Below are 19,361 nucleotides of genomic sequence, written 5' to 3'. Positions count from 1 at the left end.
AAGAAGTTGGGGAGAACTAAGGCAGCCTGCGGGCTGCCTTTTTTATTGCATTAATTAGCCTGAATGCGAATCGGTGCGGTGGCGGCGAACAGCCAGGGACGTGCCTCTGCGTTCACGCGCGGGGATAGCGTCTCTCTGACCTGCTGGTGGTAATCATCAATCCACTGTTTCTCAGCATCACTCAGCAGATGCAGTTCGACCAGATTCAAATCAATCGGTACCAGCGTCAGCGTTGAGAAACGACAGAAACCAGGACGACTGTTGATAATCTCCACCTGATTCTCAATACGGATCCCATATTGTCCGGCCAGATAATAACCCGGCTCGATGGTGATGATGTTGCCTGCGACCAGTGGCCACGGGTTTACTTTTTTGGCGATGCGATGGGGTTGCTCATGAATAAGCAACTGGTGACCCACGCCGTGTCCCGTACCATGATCAAAATCCAGACCCAGCTCCCACAACGCCCGGCGGCTAAAAGCATCCAGTTGATGGCCCTGAGTCCCGCTGGGAAACTGCAGCGAAATAAGCGACAAAAAGCCTTTCAACACGGCAGTGTAATGCAGGCGACGTTGCGGATCCTGTGGGCCAAACGCGAGGGTACGCGTCGTATCCGTCGTACCATTGTGGTACTGGCCACCGGAATCATTCAGATACATGGCCTGTGAGGTAATTGGCGTATTGGTTTTTTCACTGGAGTGGTAATGGCACATTGCGGCATTGCTGGCAGAGGCCGAAATCGTGCTGAAACTTTGCTCGATAAATCCCGGCTGCTGCTGGCGAAATTCCAGTTGCTTGGCCTGCGCTTCCAGCTCGGTGACCGGATTGCCTGCCGCTTCGCGCAAAGGAACTTCATGGGCCAGCCAGGCAAGGAAGTTTACCCAGGCTGCGCCATCTTGTTCATGGCATTCCCGATAGCCTGCCAGTTCAACGTCATTTTTGTGGGATTTCATCAGAGTGATGGGATCGGGCGCCCAAAGAACGTTGCCACCGTGTTCTTCAATGGCAAAACGCAATGCGACCGGGGCGTAGTCTTTATCGACCAGGAAACGCTTCCCATTAGCTAATTGCTGGCAGCGAGTCAGAAAATTCTCTTGCGGGGCCAAAGTAAGCGTATCCAGCAGTGATGCGGGGAGCTGTTGCGTTTTATTGCTATCCACAAACCATTCCAGCTCACCGCTGCGATGGAGCAGGGCAAACGAAAACGGCACTGGCACCATGGCCAGATCCGAACCACGCACATTCAATAACCAGGCAATGTTATCCGGCAGGGTAATTGCCAGCACGTCAGCCTGGTGTTGAGCGAGTTGTTCCACGACGCGGGCACGCTTTTGCGTGCTGCTTTCCCCGCTGATTTCAATGGGCATTTCACGAATGATGCCGCAGGGTGCTGCCGGGCGGTCTAGCCATACCTGGTCAAAAGGATCTTGCTCAAGAGGCACCAGCTCGCAGTGGGTTGCCGACAGTGCTTCAAACTGACTATTGACCATCAGCATTGGTTCAAAGCCGATACGTGTACCTGCTGCAACATGAGACTGCAAATAGTCGGCCAGCGGCTCATCGTGTAAATGATGAATCTCAAAATCATCCAGCGAGACTTCATTACGTACCTGGACCTGATAGCGTCCATCGACAAACATTAACGCGCGATCCCGAAGGACCAACGCGAGGCCAGCAGAGCCGCTAAAACCGGTCAGCCAGGCTAGTTTATTGTCATGCGGCGTACAATCTTCGCTTTGATGAGCATCGGCGCGCGGAACAATCATGCCATCCAGCCCCTGCGCTATCAGCAGGTTGCGCAGGGCGGAAAGAGGAGTTGAGTTGTGCATAGTTACCTTCAGGTCTTAACGGAACGGCGGTTCGTTGAATGTACGTAATTTACGGGAGTGCAGTCGGTCGCCTTCAGCACGCAAACGATCGATAGCCCGGATACCTATTTGCAGATGCTCAGAAATGGCACCTTCATAAAAACGGTTGGCCTGACCAGGCAGTTTGATCTCACCGTGCAGCGGCTTGTCGGAAACGCACAGCAGCGTGCCGTACGGAACGCGGAAACGATATCCTTGGGCGGCGATGGTGGCACTTTCCATATCGATAGCCACCGCGCGGCTGAGGTTAAAGCGTAGCGCAGAAGCGGAATAGCGTAGCTCCCAGTTGCGATCGTCAGTGGTGACGACGGTACCGGTACGCAGGCGTTGTTTAACCTCTTCGCCGGGCATACCGCTGACTTCTTTGGTAGCGTCATACAGTGCGCGCTGCACTTCCGCGATGCTCGGAATTGGAATATCTGGCGGTAGAACTGCATCCAGCACGTGGTCGTCACGCAGATAAGCGTGGGCCAGAACATAGTCGCCAATCGCCTGGCTTTCACGCAGTCCGCCACAGTGACCAATCATCAGCCAGACGTCAGGACGCAGTACGGCCAGATGATCGCAAATGGTTTTGGCGTTAGACGGGCCAACGCCGATATTGACCAGTGTGATCCCCTGACCGTCGGCGGTGATTAAATGCCAGGCGGGCATCTGGTGTTTCTTCCAGGCGAGATCGGAGATCGCTTCTTCAGGCGCTTCAGTTTCAGCGGTGATCCAGATCCCGCCCGCACAAGAAAGCGCGATATACGGGCTGTCCGGGTCGAGGATCTGGCTGCAACCCCAACGCACAAACTCATCGACGTAGCGGGTGTAGTTGGTGAACAGCACAAACGGCTGAAAATGTTCAACCGGTGTTCCCGTGTAGTGGCGCAGTCGCGCCAGCGAAAAATCTACTCGTCGGGCGTCGAAGTGCGACAACGGGGAGAATTCCGCCGGATGATAGGTACCGTCGGCTGTTTCATCGCCAATCTGTGACAGCTCGGTTGTGGGGAAGTGGCGCGTTAGGCCGGCACTCATCGAGCGGTCGAGCGTCAGTTCAGAACCGTCAATGACATACGGATAGGGGATTTCATGCTGCGACGGCTCAACGGAGATATGCGCATCATAATCCTGATACAGCAGCGTGAGTTGTTCTTCAAGATACGGACGAAAAAGCGACGGACGGGTAATCGTAGTGGTGTAGCAGCCCGCATGGGTAAAACGACCATAGGCGCGGGTTTTAGGGGGATTGGTGGCGCTGCCATCCCAGGTGACACACAGTGATGGGTAAACAAAAAGACCGTTATGGCGGGCGATTACGTCAGGGAGCGTCCCTGTTTCAATATACTTACCAATGGCGCTACGCAGTGCTTTTACCGACTGCTCGTACAGCGCGTCCAGTTTATCCAGTGCCTGAGCCGGGGTCAGGCTGGAGCCCTTATTGTTCATGTCTGTCTCCTTGTTCCACAGATGTACTGCTCTCCCGATAGTATGTCACAGGAATGTGAAACAAAAGTCAGACGTTGAGGAAGATTGTGCGAAGACCGGACGGCCTCCGCACCCGGGCTTAACCGTGCTGCTTATCCCGCATCAGCAATGCTGTAGTGGCGGAAATAAGACAACCCGCCATCAGATAAATGGCCACACTGTGCCAGTCTCCGCCGGAGAATGTTACCAGCGCAGCAGCAATGAAGGGGGTAAAACCGCCGCCAACCACGCTTGCTACCTGATAACCAACGCCCGCACCGCTGTAGCGATAGCTTGCGCCAAACAAACCGGTAAACATAGGTTGCTGCACGCAGACCACCATATCGTGTGCAATGTTGGCCAACATAATCGCGAAGAACACGATCCAGAAAATGGATTGCGCTTCTAACGCCATAAAGAACGGGAATGCGCTGAGCGTCCCGACCAGTGCGCCGGTAATGTAAACGCGCCGGCGACCAAAACGGTCGGCGAGCCAGGCGAAGCAGGGGATGGTCAGACAGCTCAGCCCACCCACCAACAAGCCGATATTCAGAAACAGTTCACGGGGTAAGCCCAGATTCTGCGTGGAGTAATTTAGGGCAAACGCAGTGACGATATACATCGTCAGCAGTTCACACAGGCGCAGAGCGATAATTTTCAAAAAGGCACCTGGATGACGGATTAACGCCTCGACTACCGGTAGTCTCTTTTTCTCTGGTTGCGGTGCCTGCTGCTGCTGTTCGAATTCGGCTGATTCATCCATTCGGTTACGCATCCACAACGCGCCCAATACCAGCACGATGCTGAACAGGAATGGAATACGCCAGCCCCAACTCAGGAACTGCTCATCGGTGGTTTGCGAGCTAATCAGCGAGACCAGACCGGTAGAAAGCAGTAGCCCGACGCCATAACCGACCTGAACACCGCTGCTGTAGAAGGCTTTTTTATTTTTCGGCGCGCTTTCGACCGAGAGCAACGCCGCGCCGCCCCATTCACCGCCAACGGCGAATCCCTGAATAGCACGCAGCGTCACCAGCAGAACGGGAGCCCACCAACCAATGGTGTCAAAGGAAGGAATAATCCCTATCAGTGCAGTGGCGATCCCCATCATCCAGACGGTGAGCATAAGCATACGTTTGCGCCCCAGGCGGTCGCCGAAGTGGCCGAAGATCACCCCGCCTAGCGGGCGGAACAAGAATCCGACGCCAAAGGTAGCAAATGCGGCAAGTGTCCCCATCGCCGGGCTGACCTGCGGGAAGAACTCGCGGTTAAAGACCAGTGCGGCAGTGATGCCGTAAAGCAGAAAATCATACCAGTCGACCACGGCACCCGCGAAGCTACCAAGCGCAGCGCGTCGGGCGCGGTTAAGTGAAGAGGCGTCCTGTTGGGGACCCGTGGAGGTGAGGGAGGAATCCATAGTTATCCTGTCTGTACTGTTTTTTAGTTATTAGTATTTGAGTTGGGTTACACACATTGCAGTCGCAATATTAACGACCGTTATGAGATTACCGCGACAGACGGGAAGTGAAAACGATTATCTCCCTCATCTGATGGCAACATGAAAAATAAGATGAATGAGAAAACAGAAAAGCAAAAAAACCGCTCGAAAGCAGGGTGTTCAAAAATTGTTGCCTTTTGTTCAAAGTGTGCGCAGTAGATGCGGTAGCCCAGCGCATTAAGCAACATCGCGTCGGCAGGTGTGGCTTCACGGATTTGTAATGTCATGAATGATTCCTGTCCTGGTAATAAATTAACGATTATTGAACTATATCAAAACTGTCAGTGATACAGTGGTATGCGAATATTTCAGAGGCTTATCAGTATGAAGATTGTTTTTATCCCTGCGTTGATCGTAGTTCTGATTGATAAAGAACAGGACATAGGACGGGAATTGACCCGCGATGAGGTTGAGTCCATTCGCGATGGCGCTACAGCCATCCGCCTGCCAGCCGAAGCAGCCGAGGATATAATCAGAGAGCGTGGCTACCGCGATATTGATCCTGAGAATGTCTGGCGCGAGTGGCAGGCGTATAAAGCTGACTGAATGTTGATGGGAGCACGCTGCTTAAGTAGCGCATGAAAATTGTGCACTTACACGGATGGGTTTACTCCGCACCTGTCGTGGAACTGAGGGGCAACTTTGAGCGACATGCAGCCAGTCAGTTTTGAATAAAATTTAACGGCTAAATCGACGCCCCGTAATTTTTATAAGTGGGGCGTTTTTATCTTCAGAACCTATTAACTCCAGCCTTGTTTACTACGACGGATATAAGGTAATACGGATAATAAAGCCAGAACCGCTAATACCATTCCAATCCATAGAGCTGAACGTAAACCGAATCCAGATGAAATTGCCATTCCACCTAAATAAGAACCGCCACCTAATCCAATATTGATCACGGAAGTATGAACGGCATTGACCATTGGCCCTGGATGTGCCACGCTGACAATTCTTGCCATCATTGCCGGATTCATTGGTACGCCAGATAAACCGATAAGTATAACAGCCAGAATAGCAATGACCTGATATTGAACAAATAGCGCCATGCCGAGCAAAGAAATACTCAATATTGTTAAGCCGACAACCATAACAGTTAAACTATGGCGATATGCAAGACGTCCCGTTACCATATTCCCGATGATATTGGCTAGTCCATAAAGCATCAGAATGAAGGGAACCGTCTGCATTGTAAATTCACTGGCATCCGTCAGCACGGGGACAAAATAACTGAATGCCGCAAAACTTGCTCCCAAAATCAAACAGCTGGTTGCACAGGCTTTCCAATAGGCTTTATTTTTAAATGCCTTAATCTCTTCAGCCATCTTGATAGCACTGCCGCCGCTCATATGTGGCAATAAACGTACTAATGCTAGCAGGCATATGAAAACCAGGACCGCGACCAGCCCAAAACTCATTTTCCAGCCCCAGTGCTGGTCAATGATTGTCGCGATAGGTACACCAAAGACATTGGATACCATAAAACCAGCTATCACTATTGATGCGGCACGAGGGCGATTTTCAACAGATACAAGAGCCATACTTGTCGCGAGTGAAAGACTTAAACACCCTGCACATAAAATACCTGTCACGATGCGAATGGCAACTAACACATTGTAATCAGAGGCAAAGACGCTTAATCCTTGTACGATAACATATAACCCTAACAGCCATAATAACGTTGAGCGATAGGGCGCTTTAAACTTAAGAAAGGTGTAGGTTAATACCGGGCCACCTAGCATTACACCGAATGCATAATATGAAATCAAATGCCCGACTTCGCCGACTGTAACACCAAATGCTTCCGATAGCGTGGTCATCATACCCGCCACCATTAACTCTGCTGTACCTAATGAAAAAATGGCTAACCCTAAAATATAAACGACTAATGGCATGTTTTTTTATTTTTCCTTGTATTGGAATGATCGTTACAAAAATGAGTGCAAGTAAATAATGAATTTTTTCGCTTAAATTTATAAATTGATTAACAGACCAGCGACGACATCTTCGAGGATTTTTCTATCTGTAATGTTTTTATTCAGTACACGTAAACCGTAATAGCCTGCCATAAAGCCTCTCGCCATTTCGACGGCTGATGCTTTATTGTTCAGTTCGCCGCTTCGTTGGCCTTCGATGAATACCGACACCAGCGTTTTTTCTAAATGCTGACGATATTCATTATTCAGGCTCGCAACGGCTTCATCTTTACTGCCCATCTCCAGGGCTGAAAATAAGACCATCGCATCATGCTGCTCTGGCTGAGAAAGATCTTCGGCAATACCCCAGAGCAGAAGGGTGTGCAATCGCTCTTTTACCAGACCTGGTTGTGTGAGTATTGTTAACTGTGCTGACATAGTTTGTTCGTGGCTTCGCAACAAAGCTTGCTCGTACAGGGCTTGCTTGCTTCCAAAGGCATTGTATAGGCTTCCCCGCCCTAATCCCGTACCATTGCATAAATCTTGCGCAGAGGTGCCTGCATAACCATTGGCGCTGAAAACAGCGACGGCAGCATCAATGACATCCTGATCTTCGAACTTTCGTGGACGACCTGGAAAGGTTGGTTTTTCAGCACTCATAGGGATGTGGGACTTGAAATGAGTTGAGGCGGCATAGTATTGATTATGGAACGATCAGTCAAATAATTTTCATAAATAAATCAGCGATGACGCGCAGACAGATTTTCTTATGAATTGCTATGCGTTTCTATAGAGGGATGTGTGGATTTTATCCTTTCCAGGATAGTACGTTGATACAACGGCAACCACGCGTAATGGTTAATCATCACACCGGAATCTGCCGTATTCTAGTGAACGTCCAACGTCCCCCTTCGATTAAGGATAGCGTTGCATCGACCGATTGAACTCACAGGGCAGAGTGAAGTCATCGCAGCATGAGTGATATGACAAGCGACCTGTTGAGACCCTGGTACCATTACAGACTGTATCATCTACCTCACTACACACATCGGCCTGCCAGATACTGGTTCGGGGTGTATCTCCGTATCCACGCTGAATACGGTTCTCAGCAATCCAGGGTTCATCACCTCTTCTGGTGTGCCTTGCGCCATAATATGTCCGTTCGCCATGACCACCAGATGGTCACAGTACCGGCTGGCCTGATTAAGGTCGTGCAGCACGGCGACCACCGTTTTCCCCTGAGCCCGGAGTTCGCCCATCAGCCGCATCAGTTCCACCTGATGATTGATATCGAGATAGGTGGTTGGCTCATCGAGTAGTACAACGGGCGTATCCTGCGCCAGGACCATCGCCAGAAATGCGCGCTGTCGCTGACCGCCAGAAAGATCGGTTAACCGTCGGTCGGCAAGATGTTGGATCCGGGTCTGGTTCATAGCATCATGGACCCGCGTATTGTCTTCAACGGAGAGACGCCCCCAGAGTGACAACCACGGGTTGCGACCGTACGAAACAAGCTCCTGGACGGTGATCCCCTCGGGAGTTAAATGGTGCTGGGGCAGCAGCGCCAGCCTGCGGGCTAGCTGGCGTGATGAGAGCGTATTGATGGCACTATCGCCGAGAAATACGCCTCCGGACTGCGGCGTTAACAGTCGTGAAAAACAGTTTAACAACGTTGACTTCCCGCAGCCGTTAGGGCCGAGCAGGGCGGTTGTCTTCCCCGCTGGTAGGGCGAGTGAAACGCCATCAAGCACCTTGTTTGTACCGTAACAGACCGTCAGATTTTCAGTTCGTAATGTCATTTATCGCATTCTCACAAGCAGCCAGACAAACCATGGTGCACCGATAATGGCGGTCAGCACGCCAGCCGGAAGTTCCAGAGGAGGATGAATAATTCGCGCCAGCAGGTCGGCAACCACCAGCAGTAACGCACCTGTCATGGCTGAAACGGGCAGCAGCCAGCGGTGACGTCCACCAGTAATGCTGCGCGCCATATGCGGCACCACAAGACCAATAAAGCTAATTGGGCCGCAGACGGCCACGCCGGTCGATGTCATGGCGACGGCCAGTAGCAAAGCCTGGAGCCGAATACGCGGCACCGACACACCGAGTGTGGTGGCGCGCGCATCGCCCAATGCCAGGAGGTCGAGATCGCGGCAAAAACGCAGACTCAGCGGCAGAAACAAAATCAGCAGTGGGGCGGCTATTTTCACAAAGCTCCAGTCACGGCCCCATAAGCTGCCGGTCAGCCACAGCAGGGCGCTGTTCACATCCTGCGGACGCGAAAGCATCAGATAATCCGTCAGGCTGGCCCAGCAGGCAGAGAGCGCAACACCCGTGAGCGCCAGCTTCATCGGCTGGCTGGTGTTCGCCAGTATTCTCAGCAGGATCAGGCCCGCCATGCCACCGGCAAAGGCCAGTAGCGGCAGAGTAATCACCGGTAGTGACGGTAAGAGAAGCAGCGCGCCCACAGAGGCCAGGCTGGCGGCATGGTTTACGCCGAGGATATCCGGTGATGCCAGAGGGTTACGCACGATCCCTTGCACCAGCACGCCTGCCACCGCGAGGGCTGCACCGACAAGCAGCGCCAGCAGCAGTCGCGGCAGGCGGTACGACGTTAATACGAAATGATATTCGCGCCCGGTCTGCCAGTCGCTCAGCAGAGCACGCCAGGGAACGGCGATCACCCCCATTTGTAGTGACAAAACCGAAAGTCCTGCCAGCGCGAGGGCGATGAAAATGACGAACGCAATTTTCATCCACGCCTCCTGACCAGCCAGACAAAACAGGGTGCACCAATCAGCGCCACTACTGCCCCCGCGGGCAATTCGCCAGGGAAGGCCAGCGCTCGGGCCAGAACATCAGCCAGCAGCAGCAGCGTGGCGCCCATAAGCATGCTCATCGGCAGGACCTTGCGCTGATCGAATCCTACCCAGAAGCGAGCCAGATGCGGCATCAGCAGACCGATAAACGCCACTGGACCTGCCACGCTGACGCAGGTACCGACCAGAAGCAGCACCAGAACATTGATGATCAAACGGAGCTTCGGCAGATTCACCCCCAGCGTGCGGGCGGTGCTGTCACTGACGTTAAGCAGGTTCAGTTGATTAGCCAGCAGCAATACCACCGGTACAGCAACCACTACCATTGGGAAAAGCTGCCAGAACTCCTGCCAACGTGCGTGGGATACGCCTCCCGCAAGCCAGTAAAAAATGCCGTAGGCGTGATCTTCCGTCAGCAGCAGGGTGATGCGGGTAAGGGCCATGCAGAAAGCCGAGAACGCGATGCCCGCGAGGATCAGTTTGTTTCTGTCCTGGGAGTGGCGAAATCCACCACCTGCGGTCATCACCATCAGCCAGCTTACGCCACCGCCGCAGGCGGCGATAAAGGCGATGGAGTAACCCGTAACGGGCGCAGGGCTGATAGCGCTGGTAAGCGCCATCGCCAGCGCTGCGCCACTGTTAATACCGAGTAGTGAAGGGGAGGCCATTGCATTATGCGTCAGGGTCTGCAGCAGCGTTCCCGCCAGAGCCAGGCTTGCGCCGATCAAAATGGCGACCAGGCTTCTCGGCAAACGAAGGTTTTGCACCAGCGCTTGTGGAAGCGTCGGCGTATGGCCTGGCAGCAGGGCGTGAATGGCATCAACGCCAGAAACAGGAATGGCCGAGTAGCAAAACAGACTCAGCCAGAAGATAGCGATAAGCGCGACAAGGGGAAGACCCCACTGAAGCGCTGGATGTTTGAAAATTGTCATTTCACATCGGATAAAGGCTGGTGGTGAAAGATTTTTACCGTGTCGCTGGCAATGCGTTCGGCTGCGAAAATGCCGCGCATCCGCGCCCAGGCGTTACTGTCGACCGACGCCGTCTGCTGTTTTTGCGCCGCAGTTAACATCTGCCACAGCGGGTCTTGTTGCCAGCGTTTCACGATGCTCTCTTCACGATAGTGCGCGACCAGCAGCCATGCCGGATTGAGCGCCAGCAGCTGTTCCAGACCGATGGACGGCATAGACGAACCCGCCATAGCTGCAGGCACCGTCAGCCCCAGAGAGGTCAGGACGCCCCCGGTCCAGGTCTCCTGAGTATGCAGGTTGAACTGCTGCTCTCGGGACGTACCAAACACCACCATCGTGTCTTTTGGCAGTTGGCTGGCCCACGCTGACATCTGTTGTTGGTGTTGCGCCAGGCGTGACTGCATCTGTGCTTTTTTACCCACAATTTCACCGATGATGGCCGCAGATTGCAGATTTTCAGCGTAGGTTTCATTGCGAGACTTGAGCAGCAGCACAGGTGCTATTTGCTGTAAGGCGATGCAAATACCCGCATGGCGGCTGCTGTCGGCAATGATCAGATCCGGTTTCAGCGCGCTGATGGCTTCTAAACTCGGCTGCGCACGCGTGCCGACAGACTGCCAGGGTTTCAGATGGGCACGAACCTCTGGAAGAATGCGTGTGGCATCGTTATCGTCGGCAATGCCGACCGGACTGACATCGACAGCAGCCAGTGCGTCCGCGAACGACAGTTCCAGCACCACTATCCGTTGTGGCGTTTTATCAAGCGTAAAGGTGCCATGTTCGTCATGAACCGTGGCGGCAAAAGCATGGCCGGTGAGCAGCAGAGCGGCGAATAGCGTGCGTAATGGTGTGAACATGTAAATTGCCTGCGTCGGGTGGCGTTTCGTTTGCCCGACCTACAAAACAGCATGCAGGCCGGGTAAACGGGGTTTAGAACTTCAACGAACCCTGCATATACAGCGTGCGCGGCTGGCCTGCGTAGATGCCTTTGTTGTTGTCGTCGTAAGAGCGGGTGAAATACTCTTGGTCGAAGATATTTTTCACACCGAACGCCAGGTTCAGGTCTGCCATCTGCGGGCCGAAGTCATAGGCTACGCGTGCGCCCCAGAGCATAAAGCCAGGGATGCGACCGGTACTGCCATCAGCGCTCTCTTTAACGGTGTTGGCGTTATCCGCAAACTGGCTGGACTGGAAATCGCTATTCAGATTGAAGGTCCAGTTGCCCGGCTTATAGTCCACGCCCAACGTGCCTTTGTGTTTTGGTGAGAAGGGCACCTGATTGCCATAGGTATCACCTTTCTCGCGAATCTCAGCGTTCACATACGCATAGCTTGCGTAGACTGAAACGTTGTCGAGCGTTGGCGTCAATGTGCCGAGATCATAGCGAGTCTGAGTTTCCAGTCCGGTATGACGCGTTTTACCGCGTGCAGTAACGGTGTCGTTGGTTTGGTTGGAATCGTACTGATTATTAAAGTTAATCAGGAACAGCCCCATTTCCGCCGTCAGCGCGCCATCGTCGTATCGGGTTCCGAGCTCCCAGGTTCGCGCTTTTTCCGGTTCCACATTGCCGCTTTGCACAGCCTTGCCAATTTGGCTGTACTGTACGGTGCCGAATGAGCCTTCAGTGTTTGCATAAAGATTCCAGCTATCAGTCAGGTGATAAAGCACATTTAGCGCCGGAAGTGGGGCGTTGTAGCTTACTTCCTCATGTGTCCCTTTGATGGCGTTGTTCTGGTATGACTCGATATGTTCAAAGCGCATACCCGGTGTGATAGTCCAGTTGCCAATGTCGATTTTGTCATCCAGATACCAGGCATGCGCTTCGGTGCCGGAACGAGTGTCGCGGTCGTAAGGGCTGGCGCTGGACGGCAGTTGTCCACTGCTGGTGGCAGTGTAGTAACGCATTTCATGCGTCGACTCGCTCACATAACGGTATCCCACGCCCACTTCGTGCGCGGAAGGACCCACCATAAAGCTCTGACTGTAGTGTGGTTCAATGCCGCGTACCCAGTAGTTACGCGGTGAAAGGGTGAGGCGTTTTCCCTGTTCCAGGTAGCCGCTGCGCAGGGTTTCAGTGTAGAAGCCCTGAATATTGAATTTATGTTGGCTGTCCGGCTGGAACTGATAGCCGAGGCTTGCCAGCTTGCGGCGCCCCCAGAAGCGATCGTAAGGGCGCGTGGATTGCCAGCGGTCGGCATCGTAATCCGCGCGAGACAGGCCGCCGGGCATGTCAGCTTCACCGTCGTAGTATTGCAACAGACTGTTGAAGGTATGCACTTCGTTTGGCGCATATTTGCTTTTCAGCATCAGGTCGTCGATGCGGGTCGCGCTGTGTTCGCGCCAGTCGCTTCCACGTGTACCGGAGTAAAGCAGGGCGGTACCAAAACCGTTATCCGCCGTGCCGCCCACCATCAGGTTGTGCGTTTCTTTTGGGTTATTTTGTGAAGATGTTGGGCTGAGCTGGCCTTCCACGCCGGCTTCCATGCCGAAGTCTTGCGGAATAGCGCGGGTAACAAAGTTCACCACCCCGCCCACGCTCTGTGGCCCGTAACGCACTGCGCCACCGCCGCGAACCACGTCGATGGCGTCCATATTTCCGAGTGAGACAGGCGCCAGTGAAAGCTGCGGCTGGCCGTAAGGGGCAAACGGCACGGGAATACCGTCCATCAGCACCGTTGAACGGCTGGCCAGGCGCGGATTCAGGCCGCGAATACCAAAGTTCATCGCCAGATCGTGGCTACCGGTGCCGTTGTTTTCTGGGGCGGTAACGCCAGGAATGCGGTTCAGTACCTCGCGCATGGATGTTGCGCCGGTTTTGGCGAAATCCTCACGGCGGATAACGTCACGTGCGCCAGCATGTTCGAAAACGTCGTTTTCGCGCGCATCCCCCAGCCAGTCGCCCACCACGGTCAGGGCATCTTCTTGCGGTGTTGGTGCGGGCTCCAGCGTCCAGCTGTTATTACCCAGCGGTTTCACCTGCAGACCACTACCGTTCAGCAGGTGTTGCAGGCCGGTTTCGACGTCGTAGTCACCGTGAAGACCGTTACTCTGTTTGCCGCGCGTCAGGCTGGCGTCAACCGACAGGGTAATTCCGCTGAGCGCGGCATACTGATTAAGGGCTTTGTCGAGCGAACCCGGTGCAATATCAACCTGCGCTGCGAAGGCGGATAACGACAGCACGGCCAGCGGCAGCAGGCTCAGGCGAACGGCGTTAACCAAAGGTGTTGTTTTGCGAAAAACGCGTAAAGGCGTCATACCTTCTCCATCATCATTTTTGTTGTGTTCATCTATGAGTCGAATGAGAAGGGGAAAAAGGACAATCGAAATGAGAATTATTTTTCTTACAATGCAGAGATATTTACCCAGTATCGCGTAACTGACTGAATTTTCACTGGAAGAGTCTTGGCAATAACATCCAGGATTGCATCAGTATTTTTCAGCGGGAAAGTGCCACTCAGGCGTAACCCGGCCACAGCCGGATCGCAGCGCAGCACGCCGTTGCGATAACGGCTCAGCGTGGCAATCACTTCACCCAAAGGTTTATCGCTGAAGCTCAGAATGCCCTGCGTCCAGGTGGCGCTTTCATCATCCGCTGAGGCTATTGCACCAAATTCAGACGCGCTAAACTGCAGGCTCTCGCCAGCGCTGACGATGCGTTTTTCCTGCGGACGATTTGCCAGTAAGACTTCAACAGCGTGTTGTTGAACGACAACGCGTGTGACGTTGTCCTGCTGGCAGACGGTAAATTCTGTGCCTAATGCGGTGAGCTGGCCCTGGCGGGTCACAACGCGGAAAGGTCTCTGCTGTGCGTCTTTTGCGGTAGTAATAGCAATTTCGCCATACCAGAGATGGACAGCGCGTTGACGCGTATCAAAACGAACGTCCGCGGCGCTTTGTGTGTTGAGCGTCAGCAGAGAACCATCTTCCAGCCGCTGATGGCTGACCGCGCCTTTAGCGGTGCGGTAATCCGCGCGCAGACCTTCACCGGCTTCAGACTGCCAGAGCTGCCAGCCGCCGCCCACGCCGAGCAGCAGCAGTAGCCCTTTCATGACATGACGACGGGTAAGGCGCGTATCGTGCAGCGCCCGGCTTGCAACATCGCCCGGTACGCGGCTGAGCTGGCTGCGCAGGTTTTCAACCTGTTGCCAGGCCCACTGATGATCTTTGTCCTCTTCGTACCATTGTTGCCAGCGCGCTTCTTGCTGTGGGCTGACACGCTCGCCGCTCAATACAGCATACCAGTGCGATGCCGAGCGCAATGCCTGGCGGCGAGAATCGGTGATAGAAGCGTTCACAGGCCGTGCTCCAGACGAAACAGCAGACAATGTTCGATAGCCTTTGCCATATACTTTTTCACCGAGCTGACGGAGATACCGAGCTTCAGCGCGATCTCGCTGTATGTCAGACCATCCAGTTGCGAAAGCAGAAACGCTTCTCGTGTTTTCCCGTTCAGCCCGTCAAGCATGCTGTCGATGAGTTGCAGGGTTTCGAGCTGGCTCTCGCGTTCCTCGGGGGAAGGCGCGAGCGCCTCCGGCATAAGCGCCAACATCTCCAGATAGGCTTTTTCCAGCGCGTTTCGGCGAAACAGGTCGACCATCACCCGTTTGGCGAGAGTGCACAGAAAGGAGCGCGGATCGCGGATCGTCGAGAGCGAGTCGCTGCCCATTACCCGTAGAAAAGTGTCCTGGGCAATGTCATCTGCATCAAAGGCGGACTGGAGTTTGCGCGTCAGCCAGCTTTTCAACCAGCCGTGATGTGCGCCATAAAGCGACTCGAGCGTAAAGGAAGCAGTGGTAGTGGCGTGGTCAGACATGTGGAATGTATCAAAAGTTAATTATCACGCGATTATAGTAATATGAGAATGGTTATCATTACAATTGGAAATATAATTGTATTACGTTGAACTTCTTAATGCGTTGTTATTTATAAAAATGTTATGAGGTGGATATCGGATGGGGATGGGGAGTCTGCTTCCGGCATGTGACAGTTGGAATGACATCTGACCATGTCTGCTGTGAGCATGGAGCAGACGAATGCTTTAAAGCATGCTGAACTCTTTAAAAGTAAACCGTTTTTGGGAGGACACCGAGAGCAGAGCAGCTGTTACTTTTCGGGAAAAAGTGAGTTGCGGATCAGGAAATGCTCAATCGAGTCGATTAAACCGGGAGCTAAGGGGAGCGCGGGTTCAGCGTATGTCGCGATATTCGCTTTGCGATCGTCCGAAGTCACCTCTTTCATAACATGGTTCATATTGGGCAGTATAACCAGGGACGCTTGAGGATTCGCGGCCTTAAGCAGTCTTGCATCCGTTTCTTCCACCTGGAGATCGCGTTGCCCTTGTAGCACTAACACGGGTTTGGAAATACTCGAAATGAGATGACCCGGATTATATGAAAACGCATTGATCAAAAACCCCTGAACAGCAGGATTAAAGATACTTTGCAGTGCTGGGTGAATATTCGTAATATCGACTCGCCGCCGATGCTCCAGAGCATCAATTATCGGCAGCGCCTGCTTTAATAGAATTTCATTTTCCGGATTAGCGTTAAGTTGCCCCCTCAACACCTCGCCCATCGGCCTCCCAGGCGTTGCGATAAGAACCACACCGCACACATTCTCTTCTTGAGCCGAGGCAAGTGCGACTAGGCCCCTTTCGCTGTGTCCTAAAACCCAAACACAGGGAGTGTGCATGTGACGTCTAAGCACGTCTACCCAGGATCGAATGTCGTCAACATAGTCAGCAATCGTCACCGCATTGGCATCGTCTACGGCCATTGCGCTAGCGAACATTCCACGTTTGTCGATACGAAGCGTCGCAAAACCTTTGGCAGCCAGGCCTTCAGCAAGAAGTCGGTAAGGCGATGCATTCACACCAAGCGGGTTGTTTCCATCCCGATCGGTTGGCCCGGAGCCAGGAACGATAAGAACAACGGCTGTTGGTTTTGAATTCGGGGTGAGTAACGTGCCTTTCAAAGGGCCTTTTGGCCCTGCGGCATCCAGGACAGTTTCGGAAAAGGTCACCGGTACTGCCGCCAGACTCACAAATGGGCAAGCGCCCAAAAGGGCAATTGAGGCGGCAATATTCATTGGAGATGTTCCTGTAAAATTCAGCGTATCCGTCAATTTATATTATAAATATGGCCTGCTCTCCATTGATTAATATATCAGCGGCGATAGAAAACGCCGCTGCTGGCACAGAACGGAGGTACTGGGTGAGTTTAAAGTCTGCAGTGAGCGAAGAGCGGACATCTCAACTCATTGTTGGTCCTGTCTATTGATATGGAAGCCCGGAACGGTAAGCGTCTGGAACAAATACCTGCGGCTATTATGAATGAAGTGTTGGCCAAACTAAGTTGAGGTTTTGATATGCGCAATGAGCAATGGCATAAAAGCAAAAAGCCTGCTTAGTTTCCTAAGCAGGCTTCTTAAATATGGCTCCTCTGACTGGACTCGAACCAGTGACATACGGATTAACAGTCCGCCGTTCTACCGACTGAACTACAGAGGAATCGTTTGAACGAGGCGCATATTAGCGAGGGTGGTGAGGCTTGTCAAAGGGGTAAATACATTTGTGTGTTCGTTTGCTGACAAAATCAGCAAAGCGGCGATCTTTCCGTCTTTTTATGCTTTTGCCCCATTCTGGTGCGTGTCTACCTCTTCCAGGGCAGACTGAATGAGATACTTAGGTGTGCAGAATGATCTTCCTTCGCTTTTACTCCTGACTTTATGCGGCTTTAACCGTAAAACACCGTTTTAGAAGAAAGTGGCAAGCATCTTGCAATCCTGAATTCAATGACTGCCAGCACGGGTTCTGGTATTCCGACAGGAGGCAAAATGAACTTCAGACGACTGAAATATTTCGTGAAAATCGTCGATATTGGTAGCCTGACCCAGGCAGCGGAAGTGTTGCACATTGCGCAACCCGCGCTGAGCCAGCAGGTCGCTACGCTGGAAGGTGAGCTGGATCAGCAATTGCTGATTCGTACCAAGCGTGGCGTCACGCCGACGGAAGCAGGAAAAGTGCTATATACCCACGCCCGGACGATTTTACGTCAGTGCGAACAGGCGCAACTTGCGGTTAATAACGTGGGCCAGACCTTGAGTGGACAGGTCTCTATCGGCCTTGCGCCGGGGACAGTCGCGTCATCCATTACCATGCCGTTATTACAGACGCTACGTGCCGAATTGCCTGATGTGCTGGTCTATTTGCATGAAAACAGTGGGGCAGTGCTGAATGACAAGCTGCTCAGCGGGCAATTAGATATGGCTGTGCTCTATGAGCGTTCTCCTGTGGCGGGCATCAGCAGTCAACCGTTGCTTAAAGAGGATCTGTACCTGGTCGGCACGCGTGAGTGTCCGGGGCAAAGTGTTGATTTAGCCGCAGTGGCGCAGATGAATTTGTTCTTGCCACGGGATTACAGCGCGGTTCGCCTGCGCGTGGATGAAGCTTTTTCGCTACGTCGCTTAACGGCTAAAGTGATTGGCGAAATTGAGTCTATCTCCACCCTAACGGCCGCCATTGCCAGTGGTATGGGTGTCACAGTGTTGCCTGAGTCGGCCGCCCGTTCATTATGCAATGCGGCTAACGGCTGGATGGCGCGCATCACAACACCGTCGATGAATCTGCCATTATCGTTGAACGTATCCGCCAGAGGGAGCTTATCGCCCCAGGCGCAGGCCGTGAAGGAGATCCTGTTGTCGCTGGTCAGCCGTCCGGCGCTGGAAAATCGCGAGCTGCAGCTGGTCAGCTAAACCTTATTCCCGCAAGGAATAAGATGCAGGTTTTTATTATTTGTTATGCCGGGCATCAGACTTTAACAATAGCGTAATGTCTGATGTGCCCGGAGCGAAACGTGAATTTCCAGCAACTTAAAATAATCCGCGAGGCGGCCCGTCAGGATTACAACCTGACAGAGGTCGCGAATATACTGTACACCTCGCAGTCGGGCGTCAGCCGACACATTCGTGAACTTGAAGATGAACTTGGCATCGAGATTTTTATCCGTCGCGGTAAACGCCTGTTGGGCATGACCGAACCGGGTAAAGCCTTGCTGGTTATTGCCGAGCGTATTCTGAATGAGGCCAGCAATGTTCGTCGACTGGCGGATCTGTTTACCAATGACACGTCCGGCGTTCTGACGATTGCCACCACGCATACCCAGGCACGCTATAGCTTGCCTGCGGTGATAAAAGCTTTTCGTGAGCTGTTCCCTGAGGTGCGTCTGGAACTTATTCAGGGTACGCCACAGGAGATTGATGTCCTGCTACAAAATGGCGGGGCAGATATCGGAATTGCCAGTGAGCGGCTGAGCAGCGATCCATTGTTGGTGGCTTTTCCCTGGTTTCGTTGGCACCACAGCCTGCTTGTTCCTCATTACCATCCGTTAGTGAAAGCCTCTCCGCTCACGCTGGAGTCTATTGCTCACTGGCCGTTAATTACCTATCGTCAGGGGATTACAGGGCGTTCCCGCATCGATGAAGCATTTGCTCGCAAAGGGCTGATACCGGATATTATTCTCAGCGCCCAGGACTCGGATGTGATTAAAACTTACGTGTCGCTGGGGTTGGGGATTGGGCTGGTGGCAGAGCAATCCAGCGGCGAGCAGGAAGAGGGGACCTTAACCCGTCTGGATACCCGGCATTTGTTTGATGCAAATACCGTTTGGCTAGGGCTTAAACGCGGACAGCTGCAGCGCAACTACGTCTGGCGATTCATCGAGCTATGCAATGCAGGGTTATCCGTCGATGAAATTAAGCGCCAGGCGATGGAGCCAGATGAAGCGGTGATTGATTATCAGATTTAACTACCAAAGCCCGTGAGTAAACGGGCTTCTCTGACG

Annotated in this window: 17 protein-coding genes and 1 tRNA gene; 3 read left to right on the top strand and 15 right to left on the bottom strand. The window is 53.1% G+C overall.

What is annotated here, in order from left to right; translation table 11 throughout:
- Positions 1 to 50 precede the first annotated feature (50 nt).
- The 4 genes from OGX96_RS20405 to OGX96_RS20390 all read right to left on the bottom strand — a co-directional run bounded on the left by OGX96_RS20405 (position 51) and on the right by OGX96_RS20390 (position 5,042).
- Positions 51 to 1,829 carry an aminopeptidase P family protein gene (locus tag OGX96_RS20405; protein WP_286584142.1) on the bottom strand — a complete coding sequence of 593 codons (1,779 nt, stop codon included), beginning with the start codon at positions 1,827 to 1,829 and terminating at the stop codon, positions 51 to 53.
- 15 nt (positions 1,830 to 1,844) lie between these two features.
- Positions 1,845 to 3,299: an AMP nucleosidase gene (locus tag OGX96_RS20400; protein WP_032942969.1), complete on the bottom strand. Its 1,455-nt coding sequence runs from the start codon at positions 3,297 to 3,299 to the stop codon at positions 1,845 to 1,847.
- 118 nt (positions 3,300 to 3,417) lie between these two features.
- Entirely contained in the window at positions 3,418 to 4,734 is a 1,317-nt protein-coding gene (gene shiA / locus OGX96_RS20395; RefSeq protein WP_003832199.1) for a shikimate transporter, read from the bottom strand.
- Positions 4,735 to 4,814: 80 nt separating this feature from the next.
- Positions 4,815 to 5,042, bottom strand: coding sequence for a hypothetical protein (locus OGX96_RS20390; RefSeq protein ID WP_286584141.1), 228 nt, complete (start codon positions 5,040 to 5,042; stop codon positions 4,815 to 4,817).
- Positions 5,043 to 5,139: 97 nt separating this feature from the next.
- Here OGX96_RS20390 and OGX96_RS20385 point away from each other — a divergent pair, with 97 nt between their 5' ends.
- On the top strand, positions 5,140 to 5,361 hold the full coding sequence (locus OGX96_RS20385) for a hypothetical protein (RefSeq protein WP_003036289.1): 222 nt from the start codon (positions 5,140 to 5,142) through the stop codon (positions 5,359 to 5,361).
- Between the two features lie 194 nt (positions 5,362 to 5,555).
- On the opposite strand, the gene OGX96_RS20380 is transcribed toward OGX96_RS20385, so the two are convergent.
- From OGX96_RS20380 to OGX96_RS20330, 11 genes are all read right to left on the bottom strand, one after another.
- A complete protein-coding gene (locus OGX96_RS20380; protein WP_286584140.1) occupies positions 5,556 to 6,710 on the bottom strand; it encodes an MFS transporter in 1,155 nt (384 codons plus the stop codon).
- A gap of 78 nt (positions 6,711 to 6,788) precedes the next feature.
- Positions 6,789 to 7,391, bottom strand: a complete 603-nt coding sequence (locus OGX96_RS20375) for a TetR/AcrR family transcriptional regulator (RefSeq protein ID WP_032942979.1) — start codon at positions 7,389 to 7,391, stop codon at positions 6,789 to 6,791.
- 371 nt (positions 7,392 to 7,762) lie between these two features.
- Positions 7,763 to 8,530, bottom strand: coding sequence for a Fe(3+) dicitrate ABC transporter ATP-binding protein FecE (fecE, locus tag OGX96_RS20370; RefSeq protein WP_103014541.1), 768 nt, complete (start codon positions 8,528 to 8,530; stop codon positions 7,763 to 7,765).
- Positions 8,531 to 9,487 (bottom strand): Fe(3+) dicitrate ABC transporter permease subunit FecD, encoded by a 957-nt coding sequence (fecD, locus tag OGX96_RS20365; RefSeq protein ID WP_286584139.1) that lies wholly within the window; start codon positions 9,485 to 9,487, stop codon positions 8,531 to 8,533.
- A complete protein-coding gene (gene fecC, locus OGX96_RS20360) occupies positions 9,484 to 10,482 on the bottom strand; it encodes an iron-dicitrate ABC transporter permease FecC (protein ID WP_286584138.1) in 999 nt (332 codons plus the stop codon). Before fecC ends, fecD begins: the two co-directional genes overlap by 4 nt.
- Positions 10,479 to 11,378 (bottom strand): Fe(3+) dicitrate ABC transporter substrate-binding protein FecB, encoded by a 900-nt coding sequence (locus OGX96_RS20355; protein ID WP_286584137.1) that lies wholly within the window; start codon positions 11,376 to 11,378, stop codon positions 10,479 to 10,481. The genes fecC and OGX96_RS20355 overlap by 4 nt, the downstream gene beginning before the upstream one ends.
- Positions 11,379 to 11,451: 73 nt before the next feature.
- Positions 11,452 to 13,776, bottom strand: a complete 2,325-nt coding sequence (gene fecA / locus OGX96_RS20350; protein WP_286584136.1) for a TonB-dependent Fe(3+) dicitrate receptor FecA — start codon at positions 13,774 to 13,776, stop codon at positions 11,452 to 11,454.
- Between the two features lie 86 nt (positions 13,777 to 13,862).
- Positions 13,863 to 14,816, bottom strand: a complete 954-nt coding sequence (fecR, locus tag OGX96_RS20345; RefSeq protein WP_100272623.1) for a ferric citrate uptake sigma factor regulator FecR — start codon at positions 14,814 to 14,816, stop codon at positions 13,863 to 13,865.
- Positions 14,813 to 15,334 carry a ferric citrate uptake sigma factor FecI gene (fecI, locus tag OGX96_RS20340; RefSeq protein ID WP_008784388.1) on the bottom strand — a complete coding sequence of 174 codons (522 nt, stop codon included), beginning with the start codon at positions 15,332 to 15,334 and terminating at the stop codon, positions 14,813 to 14,815. Before fecI ends, fecR begins: the two co-directional genes overlap by 4 nt.
- A 290-nt stretch (positions 15,335 to 15,624) precedes the next feature.
- Positions 15,625 to 16,608, bottom strand: a complete 984-nt coding sequence (locus OGX96_RS20335) for an alpha/beta hydrolase (RefSeq protein ID WP_286584135.1) — start codon at positions 16,606 to 16,608, stop codon at positions 15,625 to 15,627.
- Between the two features lie 345 nt (positions 16,609 to 16,953).
- Positions 16,954 to 17,029, bottom strand: a tRNA-Asn gene (locus OGX96_RS20330).
- Positions 17,030 to 17,355: 326 nt separating this feature from the next.
- Between OGX96_RS20330 and nac the strand changes: the two genes are divergently transcribed.
- Positions 17,356 to 18,273: a nitrogen assimilation transcriptional regulator NAC gene (gene nac, locus OGX96_RS20325; protein WP_008784390.1), complete on the top strand. Its 918-nt coding sequence runs from the start codon at positions 17,356 to 17,358 to the stop codon at positions 18,271 to 18,273.
- Positions 18,274 to 18,374: 101 nt separating this feature from the next.
- Positions 18,375 to 19,325, top strand: coding sequence for an HTH-type transcriptional regulator Cbl (gene cbl, locus OGX96_RS20320; protein WP_286584134.1), 951 nt, complete (start codon positions 18,375 to 18,377; stop codon positions 19,323 to 19,325).
- The last annotated feature ends 36 nt before the right edge of the window (positions 19,326 to 19,361 follow it).

Origin of the sequence: Citrobacter sp. Cpo100 (genome assembly GCF_030332595.1) — a bacterium.
GTDB lineage: Bacteria > Pseudomonadota > Gammaproteobacteria > Enterobacterales > Enterobacteriaceae > Citrobacter > Citrobacter portucalensis.
The sequence above is the reverse complement of the archived record's forward strand: the minus strand, read 5'-3'. Positions and strand labels throughout refer to the sequence as shown.